This is a genomic window from Nonomuraea sp. JJY05 (assembly GCF_043496855.1).
In the GTDB taxonomy this organism is placed as follows: domain Bacteria; phylum Actinomycetota; class Actinomycetes; order Streptosporangiales; family Streptosporangiaceae; genus Nonomuraea.
The window spans coordinates 55,971-68,428 of sequence record NZ_JBIEIS010000004.1 but is presented as its reverse complement, the minus strand read 5'-3'; the positions used below and the strand labels follow the sequence as shown (position 1 = coordinate 68,428).

At 70.9% G+C, this 12,458-nt stretch carries 10 protein-coding genes; 5 read left to right on the top strand and 5 right to left on the bottom strand.

The genetic code is table 11. From position 1 onward, the window contains the following. Nucleotide 1 precedes the first annotated feature (1 nt). From ACFKCF_RS06415 to ACFKCF_RS06400, 4 genes are all read left to right on the top strand, one after another. Nucleotides 2-910 carry a carbohydrate ABC transporter permease gene (locus ACFKCF_RS06415; protein WP_394491605.1) on the top strand — a complete coding sequence of 303 codons (909 nt, stop codon included), beginning with the start codon at nt 2-4 and terminating at the stop codon, nt 908-910. A 3-nt stretch (nt 911-913) separates the two neighbouring features. Continuing rightward, nucleotides 914-1,888: an aldo/keto reductase gene (locus ACFKCF_RS06410; RefSeq protein WP_394491603.1), complete on the top strand. Its 975-nt coding sequence runs from the start codon at nt 914-916 to the stop codon at nt 1,886-1,888. A 443-nt stretch (nt 1,889-2,331) separates the two neighbouring features. Continuing rightward, nucleotides 2,332-3,369 (top strand): aldo/keto reductase, encoded by a 1,038-nt coding sequence (locus ACFKCF_RS06405; RefSeq protein ID WP_394491601.1) that lies wholly within the window; start codon nt 2,332-2,334, stop codon nt 3,367-3,369. A gap of 125 nt (nt 3,370-3,494) precedes the next feature. Then, nucleotides 3,495-3,743 (top strand): hypothetical protein, encoded by a 249-nt coding sequence (locus ACFKCF_RS06400; protein ID WP_394491599.1) that lies wholly within the window; start codon nt 3,495-3,497, stop codon nt 3,741-3,743. Here ACFKCF_RS06400 and ACFKCF_RS06395 read toward each other — a convergent pair. The 5 genes from ACFKCF_RS06395 to ACFKCF_RS06375 are packed head-to-tail and all read right to left on the bottom strand — an operon-like array spanning nt 3,716 to nt 11,466. After that, nucleotides 3,716-5,035, bottom strand: a complete 1,320-nt coding sequence (locus ACFKCF_RS06395; RefSeq protein WP_394491597.1) for a hypothetical protein — start codon at nt 5,033-5,035, stop codon at nt 3,716-3,718. The two genes, ACFKCF_RS06400 and ACFKCF_RS06395, sit on opposite strands and share 28 nt — an antisense overlap. 47 nt (nt 5,036-5,082) lie before the next feature. Further along, a complete protein-coding gene (locus tag ACFKCF_RS06390; protein ID WP_394491595.1) occupies nt 5,083-8,448 on the bottom strand; it encodes a hypothetical protein in 3,366 nt (1,121 codons plus the stop codon). Continuing rightward, a complete protein-coding gene (locus ACFKCF_RS06385) occupies nt 8,445-9,257 on the bottom strand; it encodes a carbohydrate ABC transporter permease (protein ID WP_394491593.1) in 813 nt (270 codons plus the stop codon). Before ACFKCF_RS06385 ends, ACFKCF_RS06390 begins: the two co-directional genes overlap by 4 nt. After that, nucleotides 9,254-10,165, bottom strand: a complete 912-nt coding sequence (locus ACFKCF_RS06380; RefSeq protein ID WP_394491592.1) for a carbohydrate ABC transporter permease — start codon at nt 10,163-10,165, stop codon at nt 9,254-9,256. The genes ACFKCF_RS06385 and ACFKCF_RS06380 overlap by 4 nt, the downstream gene beginning before the upstream one ends. After that, complete coding sequence (locus ACFKCF_RS06375; RefSeq protein ID WP_394491590.1) at nt 10,162-11,466, bottom strand: extracellular solute-binding protein; 1,305 nt, start codon at nt 11,464-11,466, stop codon at nt 10,162-10,164. Before ACFKCF_RS06375 ends, ACFKCF_RS06380 begins: the two co-directional genes overlap by 4 nt. Before the next feature lie 173 nt (nt 11,467-11,639). Here ACFKCF_RS06375 and ACFKCF_RS06370 point away from each other — a divergent pair, with 173 nt between their 5' ends. After that, a complete protein-coding gene (locus ACFKCF_RS06370) occupies nt 11,640-12,425 on the top strand; it encodes a DeoR/GlpR family DNA-binding transcription regulator (protein ID WP_394491588.1) in 786 nt (261 codons plus the stop codon). The last annotated feature ends 33 nt before the right edge of the window (nt 12,426-12,458 follow it).

Genomic DNA, 12,458 nt, shown 5'->3' with positions numbered 1-12,458 from the left:
GATGCTGGTCGAGACCGCCGTCAAGCCCGCGCGCGCCCCCAGGCCGGGTGGCAAGCCCCTGAGCTCGGAGCAGGCCGAGCGCGTCAGGCGGATCCGGCGCTCCGGCGCGTACATCCTGCTGGTCATCAGCTCGGCGGTGTTCCTGCTGCCGTTCCTGTGGATGGTGACGACCTCGCTCAAGTCGGACGCGGAGAACCTGGCCTTCCCGCCGCAGTGGCTGCCCGACTCCTTCAACTTCGACAACTACGCCAAGGGCTGGAGCGGGTCGCTGCCGTTCACCAGGTTCCTGCTGAACACGATCGTGATCACCGGGCTGTCCATGGTGGGCAACCTCGTCTCGTGCGTCCTGCCGGCGTACGCGTTCGCCCGGCTGCGGGCGCGGGCGGCGGGCTTCATGTTCGCGGCGCTGCTGGCGACCATGATGATCCCGCGCGAGATCACGCTGGTGCCGAAGTTCGTGATGTTCTCCAAGCTCGGCTGGGTCGACACGTATCTGCCGCTCGTCGTGCCGGAGTTCTTCGGCGTCGCGCTCTACATCTTCCTGCTGCGCCAGTTCTTCACCACGATCCCGCAGGAGCTCATCGACGCGGCCCGCATCGACGGGGCCTCGGAGCTGCGCATCCTGTGGAGCGTCATGCTGCCGCTGGCCAAGCCCGCCATCGCGGCGATCTGCCTGTTCTCCTTCGTGGGCAACTGGAACCAGTATCTGGAGAACTCCATCTACCTGCGCTCGATGGAGAAGATCACCCTCGCGCAGGGGCTCGGCATGTTCAACGGTCAGTACGTGACCCAGTACAACCAGATGATGGCCGTCGCGCTAGTGTCGATGCTGCCCATCCTCGTCATCTTTTTCCTGGCGCAGAAGACGTTCATCCGGGGCGTCACGCTCACCGGAATCGCAGGAAGGTAATCCTTGGACTACGAACGCCAGCCATACAGAAGGTGCGGCCGCAGCGGTCTCCTCCTCCCCGCCGTGTCGCTCGGACTGTGGCACAACTTCGGCGGGGGCAAATCCCTCGACAGCCAGCGCGCCATCTTCAACAAGGCGCTCGATCTCGGCATCACCCACTTCGACATCGCCGACCGGTACGGCCCGCCGTTCGGCGCCGCCGAGGCGACGTTCAACCGGCTCCTGCCGCGGTCACTGCGTGACGAGGTGGTCGTCACCACCAAGGGCAGCAACCCCATGTGGGACGGCCCGTACGGCAAGGGCAACTCCCGCAAGCACCTGCTCGCCACGCTCGACCGGTCGCTGGCCCGGCTCGGCCTCGACTTCGTGGACATCTTCTACCTGCACCGCGACGACGAGGAGACGCCGCTGGAGGAGCAGGTGGCCACGCTGGACTACATGGTCCGCACGGGGCGCACCCTCTATGTGGGCGTGTCGAACTTCTCGCCCGAGCGCACGGCGGAGGCCGCCCGGCTGCTGCGCGAGCTGGGCACGCCGCTGCTGATCCACCAGCCGTCGTACTCGCTGCTCAACCGGAAGATCGAGCACGGCCTGCTGGGCGTGCTGGAGCAGGAGGGCGTCGGCTGCGTGGTCTACTCGCCGCTGGCCCAGGGCCTGCTCACCGACCGCTACCTCGACGGCATCCCCGCCGACTCGCGGGCCGCCGAGGCGCGCTTCCTCACCCCCGACCGGGTGACGCCCGAGGTGCTGGCGTTCGTGCGGGCGCTGTCGGAGCTGGCCGCCTCCCGCGGGCAGACGGTGGCGCAGCTCTCCCTGGCCTGGGCGCTCAGGGACCCGCGCGTCACGTCGGTGCTGGTCGGCGCCTCCAGCCCCGAGCAGCTCGAGGCCAACGTGGCCGCCGTCGACCGGCTCGACTTCTCCGACGACGAGCTGACCGCCATCGACCGCGCCGCCAAGGAGGCCGGTATCGAGGCGTAAGGAGCCGTCTCCCCCGTGAGAGCGAGGGCGCTCGCTCGTCACGGGGATCCGCCGCTGCCCGGGCGACCGGCACGATCGTGACATCTTCCCCTGGACCGGACGATGGACCGTCCGGGCGGCGGCCTCCTGGACGCTGCTCCATGTCGCGTCCGAGATTCACTTCGCCCCCGCCGAGCGCATCGGCGTGACCGGCGGCCCGCGCGTGCCCCCGGAGACCTGCCTGGAGTACGGACCCGGCGAGGTCGCGCGGGCCCAGCGGGCCGACGCCGCCGCCTGCCTTATCGTGGCCGCCGTCGTGCCGGCCTCCCTCCTTCCTTTCCGGCGGCCGCCGCCGCGCCTCGCCGCCTTCTCCTTCCATCGATGCCGCATTCCCATAATGAAACAGTTATCCCGTTAGCGTGCTACCTTAAAGGGACGATAGACCCGTTAAGGAGTGGCTTGTCATGGAATATCGGCAGTTGGGGGCATCTGGCCTCAAGGTTCCGGCGTTGAGCTTCGGCGCCGGCACGTTCGCCGGGAAGGGCGAGCTGTTCGGCGCGTGGGGCGACACCGACGTGGCGCAGGCCCGGCGGCTGGTGGACATCTGCCTCGACGCGGGGGTGACGATGTTCGACACGGCCGACGTCTACTCCGACGGCGCGTCCGAGGAGGTGCTGGGCCAGGCGCTCAAGGGGCGGCGGGAGCGGGCGCTCATCTCCACCAAGGCCGGCCTGCCCATGGGCGACGGTCCCGGCGACGCGGGCACCTCCCGGCACCGGCTGATCAAGTCGGTCGACGACGCGCTGCGCCGCCTCGGCACCGGCCACATCGACCTGTTCCAGCTGCACGCCTTCGACGCGGCGACCCCGGTGGAGGAGGTGCTGTCCACGCTCGACGACCTGGTCAGGGCGGGCAAGCTGCGCTACGTGGGCGTCTCGAACTTCTCCGGCTGGCAGCTCATGAAGTCGCTGGCGACCGCCGAGCGGTACGGCTACCCGCGCTACGTGGCGCACCAGGTCTACTACTCCCTGGTCGGGCGCGACTACGAGTGGGAGCTGATGCCGCTCGGCCACGACCAGGGCGTCGGCGCGGTGGTGTGGAGCCCGCTCGGCTGGGGCCGCCTCACCGGCCGCGTCCGGCGCGGTCAGCCTCTTCCCGCGGGCAGCCGCCTGCACAAGACCGCCCCCTTCGGGCCGCCGGTGGCCGACGAACTGCTGTACGCGGTGGTGGACGCCCTGGACGAGATCGCCGCGGAGACCGGCAGGTCGGTCCCGCAGGTCGCGCTCAACTGGCTGCTCCGCCGCCCGACCGTCTCCTCGGTCATCGTCGGCGCCCGCAACGAGTCGCAGCTCCAGGAGAACCTGGGGGCGATCGGCTGGGAGCTGACGCCGGACCAGGTGTCCCGGCTGAATGCGGCAAGCGCCACCACCGCGGCGTACCCGTACTTCCCGTACCGGCGCCAGGAGGGCTTCGCCCGGCTCAACCCCCCCGTCGCCTCCTGAAAATTTCACGACCGCGACGGGCGTCAGCGCTGGTCGCCAAGGGGGCGGGGGCGGCGCCGTTGCGGCGGGGGATCACCGCGTCGTGCAATTTACGGTGATCCGCCCCCTTCGAGATGGGAGATCTGGTGCGTCACCGACTCGCCGCCCTGTCGCTGCTCGCGGCCACGGCCCTCGCCACCGCCCTGACCGTGGCCACGCCCGCGCACGCCGGCTCGACCCTGCAGAAGGTCTACTCCTACCTGCCCTACGACGTCTGCGTCTCCTTCGGCCAGTCCGGCCAGCAGAACGGCCGGTGGAGCACCTGGTGGTGCAGCACCACCCAGCCGCAGAACCCGCAATACCCCACCTACGACCTGTGGGCGTACGTGAACTGAGGCCGGGCGCTCAGGACCGTGCCGTTCCAGACCAGAGCCGGCGGCTCGGGGGACGAGGGGCGCAGCCAGGCCACCTCCACCCCCGTGCCGACCAGCTCGAAGACGTGGGCGTCCGGGCGTCCCGGCACCTCCACCCGGCGCACGTCCGTCGCGCCCGCGAGCCGCGACGACAGCTCGGCGAACGCGTCCGCGGCGGGATGCCGCACGGACATGGTGCCGCCCTCGAAGCCCATGAGCTGAAACTTCGAGAACATCAGCTGGAGGAAGTTGTACGGATCGGGCGGCTCCGGCATGTCGGGGCCGAGCTGCCAGCAGACGGTCAGCCGGATGCCGCACGACAGGGCCAGCAGGTTCCTGATGACGAGGTCGTCGGCGTTGATCCGGTGCCGCTCGGCCTCATGCTCCGGCGGGCAGCCGGTCATGAACATCTGGAGCGTGGGCGGCAGCTCCGCCATCCGGTCGTAGAGCCGTTTCATTGCGGCGCGCACCGGTTCGGTGGTGAGCCGCCCCTCGCGGAGGTCCTCGACGGTCAGGCGGTGCCACGGCTGGATGCCCCCGGCCTCGATCACCTCCGTCAGGTGCTCGAACGCCTCGGGGTACTGCGTCGGCAGCGGCCCGTTGCACTCGCCCACCACGATCGGTTTGTCCCCCACGGCCGCGCGCGCGTCCTCGATCGCGCCGGGGATCAGGTACGGATCCCCGTACAGGTGGATGTCGAGAACGTCGTAGGCGTCCCGGCCCTCCTCGATGACCTGGAGGAAGAAGTCCCGTTCGGCATCGGGCTCGTCCTGGGCCGAGAAGACGCCGGGCGGGCAGCCGCCCAGCACCACGGCGGCCTCCGGGTCGGCGCTCTTGACCGCCTGGTGGAAGGCCGCGAGGTGGGCCACGTAGTCGGCGGCCGTGCCGGCCCAGAACAGGGCGATGCAGGGCTCGTTCTCGCACTGCCAGTAGCGCACGCGGCCCCGGCAGTGCCTCACGAGGGCGCGCAGCGTGGCCGCGTAGGCCGCCGGGTCGAGGGGCGGCGAGGCGGGCAGCAGGTCGGTGGAGCGGGTGGAGCCCCACGGCGAGGCCGCGCCGAGGGTGAACCAGAGCTCGGTGTCGTCGTCGAACTGGTCGAGCACGGCGTCCACCGCCGACCAGTCGTGGCGGCCGGGCTCGGGTTCGAGCTGCGACCAGTAGAGGAACACGCGCACCAGCCCGGCCCCCAGCTCCCTGACCTGCGGCGCGAACGTGTCGGTCTTCTCGACGAGGCCGTACTGGAGGCCTCGTACCACTCCGAGTCGAATGTCCATGACCTCACGGTCTCCGGCCGCCCTGGTAAAAGGCTGGCAGCACGCTGTCAGGGCGTGCGCAGCCGGACGGGGCCGAACAGGCCGGTGCTGCGCTGTCCGGCGAAGACGAAGTGGGTGGGGCTGACCTCGTCCAGGTACGGGCCGAGGGTGCCGAGGACCAGGATCTCGATGGTGTTCTCGCCCTCGTCCAGCCGTACGTCGAAGGTGTAGGGCGAGCACACCCGGATCCCGCAGGGCCGGCCGTTCACGGTGACCTCGGCCGTTCCGCGTACCCTGCCGAGGTCGAGCACGCCGGGCCCGGCGGCGGCGGTGAGCGTGGTGCGGTAGCGGAGGCCGCCGCTGTAGCCGAACAGGCCGCGTTCCTCCCAGTCGCCGAGCCGCATCCGGCCGGGGCCGCAGGTGAAGCGGACCGGGCCGGTCAGCGACCCGGTGACCTCCAGCTCCGTTCCGTGGATCCGTACGGGACCCGTCGCGTCCACCTCGATCCCGGTCACGCCGGGCGGCGGGTCCAGCAGGAGACGTCCGGGGCCGGGGTGTCCGCCCGGGACCGCGAACACGGCGGGCAGCGCGGTCACGCGTCCGTCGAGCCAGCCCGCCCCGGGCAGCGGATGCGGCCGGGGCCGCAGGTGGAGCGCGGCGGGGTCGCCCTGCTGGCGCCGCCGTACGCGGGGCCGCGAGGTCCAGCCGGGACCGGAGACCGCGAGCCCGTCCACCAGCACCCAGCCGTCCGACTCCACGCTGATGGTGTTGCCGCCCGGCCGGAGCAGGCCCGAGACGTCGTAGCGGCGCACGCGCGGGATGTCCGCCTCCTCGTACGGGTCGAACCCGCCCTGCCTGCCCGCTTCCGCCCCGTTCACCAGCACCCGGCAGTACGCGGTCGAGGCCACCTGCAGCAGCTCGTACGGAGGTTCGCCGACGGGCACGGTGGTCTCCATGACCCCGCCGATCCACTCGGGCAGGGCCGCGTCGCGGGGATCGGCGACCAGGCAGGCATAGGCCCGCAGGTCGAGCTCCTCGTCGGGGACGAGGAGCAGCTCCAGGAGGTACGTGCCGGGCGCGAGCGGCGCGCGCGAGACCGCCGCGTATCCCGCGTCGTCCAGCGGCAGCTCCTCGCCGTCCAGCCAGGCGCTCTTGGCCGCCCCCGCCCCGATCGCCAGCAGACCGCCCTCGGGCACGGTGAGCAGGCTGCGGAAGCGCGCCTCCTGCCCCGCCCCGACCGTCCCGAACGCCAGGAACTCCACGGGCACGTGCCCCTTCGGGCCGAGGGTCTCCCGGTGGATCGGGTCCTTGCGCAGCCCCCGCGACGGCGACCACACCGACGGCGTCCACGGCCCGGCGCCCACCCGCTGCTCGCCCCGGGGTTCGAAGGTCACGTGCACCGGCTCCCCGTCCGGCGTGCGCAGCGTCCAGCGCTCGACGACGGCGTGGCTGCCGAAGTCCGACCAGGTGTCGTCCAGCGTCGGCACGAGCTCGACGTCCCACTCCTCGCCCAGCTCCACCTCGTGCCCGAAGCTCGGGCGCGGCGCCGGGGCCCGGGACGTCCCGTCGAAGACGAGCAGCGCGGCGGGCCCGTCGTCGAAGGGCACGACGACCTCCACGGCGTCCCCGTCCACCGTGCACGGCAGCGCCCGGGGCTCCCCGCCGAACGGGCCGGCCAGCAGCGGCGTCCCGGAGACGCCGCGCACCTTCACCCGCATCTCGCGGGCGTACCGGGACGGGTCGAAGTCGATGGCGGCGTCCAGCCAGCCCAGCTCGACGCCGCGCTCCTCGGGCCGCTCCACGCCGATCCTGCTGGCCATGGGGAACGCGGCGGTCAGGAACACCAGCGTGGTCTCCCCGATCTCGCGCACCAGCGGCGGCACCGGTGCCTCGACCCGCCGTTCGAGCCCGGCCAGCGCCGCCCCGAGCCCTTCGGCGCTCTCCGCGAACACGACAGGGAGCCCGTCGGGGAGCCCGTCGGGGACCGTCCCCACCGCGACCAGCAACCCGCCGCCGGCGGCGAACTCCTTCAGCCGCGCGGCCACGTCCTCGTCGAGCACGGTCACGGCGGGCAGCACGACGGCCCGGTACGCCTCGGTGGAGACCGCCAGCCGCCCGTCGCGCACGCTCGCGCGCCGCACCGAGTCCTCGTCGATCACGTCGGCGTCGAGGCCGAGCCGGTCGAGCGCCCCCGGCACGGTCGCGAACCACGCCATGTCGCCCACGATCTCCCGGTAGACCTCCTGCGCCCGCGCGGCCTGCGCGCCGACGCCGTCCAGCCGGGTACCGGCCTGCGACGTCGCGGTGGGCAGGAGCACCGCAACGTCGCAGGCGTGGCGGCCCAGGGACAGGGCCGCGCACAGGCGGGTCACCGCGTCCGCGAAGACCCGGTGGTGCCGCCAGTAGGGTTGGCGCCAGTCGGTGGACGGCGGCGCCCACTCCCACCAGCCGCGCCGGGTCGTGTAGTAGACGGCGTGCGGGTTGTAGAGGTTGGCACCGGCGCGCAGCCAGGGCAGCAACCAGTCGAAGGTCTCCTCCAGGGTGCCGCCCCAGCCGCTGGAGTGGAACGCCTCGATCCAGGTGCGCGGCCTGCCGTACAGGTGGGCGAGGGAGGAGTGCAGGCGCGCGTCGCCGTGGTGGTCGGAGCCGGGCGCGCTGAACCAGCGATGGGTGCGCGCGTAGTCGGCGTAGAGCCGGACCCCGTCCACGGGATGCCCGGCGCGGGCCGGGTCCTGCTGGTCGCAGCCGTTGAGCAGGCCGTGGCGCTCGTGCCAGGCGGCCAGCGGCCGGAAGAACGCCTCCTCGGCCAGCTCGGCCCGGGTCTGCTGGTAGGCGTGCCAGTCGGGCGCGTCGAGGGCGAACGGCCGGCCGCGCCGGGCCGCGTACTCCTCGGCGAACGTCGCCGACCAGGTGGGCACGGTCGGCAGCTCGTCCTGGAACGACCCGGCGATCACCTTGCCGAACCAGTGGCCGACCCGCCGCTCGAACTCGCCGTGCACCCGGTCGAGCAGCACCGCGCACGCCTCACGGGACAGGTAGTCGAAGCCGCGCGTCGAGACGGTCCCGTCGGGGGCCAGCCACTGGCCGGCGAACTCCGGGCGTTCCTGGACGAGACGGGCCTGCAGGTCGGCGCCGGAGAAGCCGAGCTGGTCGTAGAACCACAGGTACGCGCCCAGCTCGAAGGCGTCGGCGCAGACCCCGTCCAGCAGCTCCCACCACGCCTCCGACAGGAACGGCGGGTCGTCGGCGTCGGAGCCGAACAGCGGCCCCGACGGCGCCAGGTTGAGGATGACGAGGTTGCGCACTCCCCCGGCGACGAGCCGCTCCATCTGCCAGCGCAGCCGGTCGTGGCGCAGCGGCTCGCCGCTCCACCACCAGATGGCCGCCGGGGAGAACTCCCGTGGCGGCTCGCGGAGCACGTCGGCCAGGTTCATCCCTTGAGCCCGCTGGAGAAGCCCTTGATGACGTAGCGCTGCAGCACCAGGAAGACCAGCACGATCGGCAGCGCCCCGAGGACGAGCCCGGCGAAGACCAGGCCATGATCGGAGACGTACCGGCCGACGAAGGCGAAGACGCTGACCGGGACCGTCTCGAACCCGGAGCCGCCCAGGTAGAGCAGCGGGGTGAAGAAGTCGTTCCAGATGAAGACGGCGTTGAGGATCAGCACGGTGCCGGTGATGGGCCGCAGCAGCGGGAAGACCACCCGGGTGAACGCCGTCAGGTGCGAGGCGCCGTCGATCTGGGCGGCGCTGGCGTACTCCCGGGGCAGCGCGCGGATGAAGCCGGTGTAGAGGAAGACCGTGAAGGGCAGCTGGATGCCGGTGTAGAAGAGGATCATCCCGGCATGCGTGCCGATCAGCCCCAGGTCGGTCACCAGCTCGTAGAGCGGGATCATGCCGAGCTGGAACGGCAGCACGATGCCCAGCAGGAAGAGGATGTACAGGCCGTAGCCGAGCCTGGTCTGCACGCGGGCCAGGAAGTAGGAGGCGAACGAGCCCAGCGCGATCAGCAGGACCAGGCTGGCCACGGTGATGACCGTGCTGTTGACCAGCGACGGGCCCAGCGCGGCGGCCGACCACGCCTTGCCGAAGTTGTCCAGCGTGGGCGGGTCGGGCAGGGCCAGCGGCGTCTGGGAGATCTGCGCCGGGTCCTTCAGCGACAGCGAGATCAGCGTGTAGACGGGGAACAGGAACGCCACCGCCGCCGCGATCATCACGATCTCCAGCAGGAACGTCCTTCTCACGCGGTCACCTCCCGATTGCGCAGGTAGTAGACCTGGACGAGGGAGACGGCCGCCACGAACAGGGCGAGCACCAGCGCGATCGCGGTGCTGTAGCCGAACTTGCCGAACACGAACGCCTGCTTGTAGAGCACCGTGGACAGGGTCTCCGTGGCGTAGCCGGGGCCGCCGTTGGTGGCGGCGAAGATCTGGTCGAAGAGCTTGAGCCCGCCGATCGTGGAGAGCATGAGGTTGATCGTCACCGCGGGGGCCAGCAGCGGCCAGGTGACGTAGCGGAAGCGCTGGAAGGTGCCCGCCCCGTCGATCATGGCCGCCTCGTGCAGCTCCTTGGGCACGCCTTCGAGCCCGGCCAGGAAAATGACCATGGAGTAGCCGGCGTACTGCCACACCACCATGCCGGCGATCGACCACAGCGCCACCGACGGGTCGCCCAGCCAGTCCACGCTCAGGCCGAGCAGCCCGTTGAGCCCGGCCGACGGGTCGGGGTTGTAGACGTACTTCCACAGGAACGCCACCATGACCGGGCTGACGACCACGGGCGCGAAGAAGATCACCCGCAGCAGCGCCCGGCTCTTCAGCTTGGCGTTGACCCCCAGGGCCAGCAGCAGGCCGACGCCGTTCTGGACGGCCACGATGGCCACGGTGAGCAGCAGCGTGTTGCCGATCGAGCCCATGGCTTGCTCGTCGTCCAGGAGAGCGCCGAAATTGGCCAGACCGACGAAGGACATGTCCTGGCCGATGCCGCTCCAGTCCGTGAAGGCGTACACCACGCCGGCCGCGGCCGGGTAGAGCACGACCAGCGCGTAGACGACGAGGGCGGGCGCGGCGAACAGCCAGGACGGCGAGGTGGCGCTGAAGCGCCGCCTGCGCCGCGAGGCGGCCGAGCGCCGCTGGACAGTCAGGGAAGTCACTTCTTGTATGCCTCGTCCATCTTCTTCAGTGCCTCGTCGATGGTCGACTTGCCGGCCAGCAGCTCCTGGATCACCGCGAAGTGCACCGGCTGCACCTCGGCGTTGGGCCAGCGCTGGTCCATGAACGGCACCGCGCGGTCCTTGGTGAAGGGCAGGAACGACTGGACGGCCGGGTCGATGGTCGAGGAGGAGTCCTGGGTGAGCGGGATGGCGGCGATGGCCTTGGCCCAGGCGTTGATGCTCTCCTGCTTGCCGAGGAAGTCGATGAACGCCTTGGCCTCCTCGACGTGCTGGCCCTTGGCGCTGGCGCCGAGGCCGACGACGACGCCGGCGGGGATCCACACCTGGCTTGCGTCGTCCGCGCCCGGCACGGGGAACATCGACAGGTCGTCGGGCGAGGAGGCCGCCTTGCGGAAGTCTGGCAGCACGGCCGACACCTGGATCGCCATGCCGGCCTTGCCGGTGGCCACCATGGAGATCTGCTGCTCGAACGTGGTGCCGTTCGGCTTGTCGTTGAAGAAGCCGCGCTTCTGCAGCTCCAGGTACATCTCCATGGCCTGGCGCCAGCCCGACTGGGCGAAGGAGGTCTGCCCGGCGAGCTGCTTGTCGTCGAACGTCGGGTCCTTGGCGTAGACGGTGGAGGGCACCAGCGCGTACGTGATGAGCTGGGTGACCCACGGCGTCTGCGCGCCCAGCGCGATCGGCGTGATGCCGGCCTTCTTCAGCTTGTCGCAGACCGCGAGGAACTCCGTCCACGTGGTCGGCGGCGCGTCCACGCCGGCCTTCTCGAACGCCTTCTTGTTGTAGACGGCGCCGATGACCGACGAGCCGGCGGAGTAGATGTAGGTCTTGCCGTCGAGCTGGAAGGCGGGCTTGAAGCCGGCGGGGATCGTCTGCGTCCACGCCTGGGCGGACAGGTCGGCCAGCAGCCCGGCCTTGGCGATCTGGCTCATGGACATGGCGCTGCCGTTGCCCGGGTAGACCACGTGCAGGTCGGGGGCGTTGCCGGCGCCGAGCTGGGTGCGTACGGAGGTCTGCACCTGGTCGGTGGGGGCGAAGGAGGCGGTCAGCCGCACCTCCGGCTTCACCTTCCGGTAGGCGGCCAGCAGCTCGTCCATCGGCGCCTTCTGGTCCGCCACGCCGAGGAACTTCAGGTCGACCCCTGCGGCGGACCCGCCGCCCGTGGAGGCCGTGGTCTCGGGCTTGGTCGAGCAGGCCGCGGCAGCGGCCGCCACGGCGAGGCCACCCATCATGCGGAAGAACTGGACCCGGCTGAGTCGGGCGTCACGCAGATCGGTCATGTCATGTCTCCTCGCCCGGCCGCTGGGGAGCCGATACGAACGTTTTAATGACGGGCCTGTTAAGTTAACAGCCGATTTTGTTAAAAATGAGGGATGTCGGGAGGGTACGAGTCGCCCGAGAAGGGTGTCAAGAGTAGGATCCGCAACCGTCCAGGCGAGGGTGAGGGCTCAGGGTGAATTCGCGGCAGCACACCTCCGGCAAGTCCGCCCGATGGCGGGACATGGCCGAGCACATCGTGCGGCGTGGCTCGGCCACGGTGACGGAGCTCGCGGAGAGCTTCGACGTGAGCGTGATGACCGTGCACCGTGACCTCGACGAGCTGGAGCGCCAGGGCATGGTGCGCAAGGTCCGCGGCGGCGCCACCGCCCAGGCCTCCAACGTCTGGGAGAGCAACATCGCCTACCGGCTCACGGCGCACACCGCGGAGAAGGACGCGATCGCCAGGGTGGTGGCCGGGCTCATCGAGCCGGGCAGCTCCGTGATGCTCGACGACTCCACCACGGCCCTGGCCGTGGCCCGCCACCTGGGCGAGCTCGCCCCGCTGACCGTGCTGACGAACTTCCTCGAGGCGATCAGGCTGCTCGCGGCCACCCCCGACATCCGGCTCATCGCGCTCGGCGGCGAATATCACGCCACCCACGACTCGTTCCTCGGGCTCGGCTGCGTGGACGCGGTCGAGGCGGTCAGCACCGACGTGGTGGTGGTCTCCACCTCGGCGGTCTCCGACCAGTACGCCTTCCACCAGGAGCAGGAGATCGTCCTGGTCAAGCGGGCGATGCTGGGCTCGGGCACCCGCCGGATCCTGGCCGTGGACGGCTCCAAGCTGGCCAGGGTGGCGCTGCACCGGGTCGCGCCGCTCGACGACTTCGACGTCATCGTGGTCGACTCCAACGCCCCCGCCGAGATGCTGCAGCGCCTGCGCGACCGGCACCGGCGGGTCGAGGTCGCCCAGTTGTAACACTCTGATCTGTGATTTTTAACTTCAGACTTG

Bases quoted from the DNA above. Each gene is read 5' to 3' on its own strand.
- ACFKCF_RS06390 (WP_394491595.1), bottom strand. From the start codon at position 8,448: ATGAACCTGGCCGACGTGCTCCGCGAGCCGCCACGGGAGTTCTCCCCG.
- ACFKCF_RS06375 (WP_394491590.1), bottom strand. From the start codon at position 11,466: ATGACCGATCTGCGTGACGCCCGACTCAGCCGGGTCCAGTTCTTCCGC.
- ACFKCF_RS06415 (WP_394491605.1), top strand. From the start codon at position 2: ATGCTGGTCGAGACCGCCGTCAAGCCCGCGCGCGCCCCCAGGCCGGGT.
- ACFKCF_RS06405 (WP_394491601.1), top strand. From the start codon at position 2,332: ATGGAATATCGGCAGTTGGGGGCATCTGGCCTCAAGGTTCCGGCGTTG.
- ACFKCF_RS06395 (WP_394491597.1), bottom strand. From the start codon at position 5,035: ATGGACATTCGACTCGGAGTGGTACGAGGCCTCCAGTACGGCCTCGTC.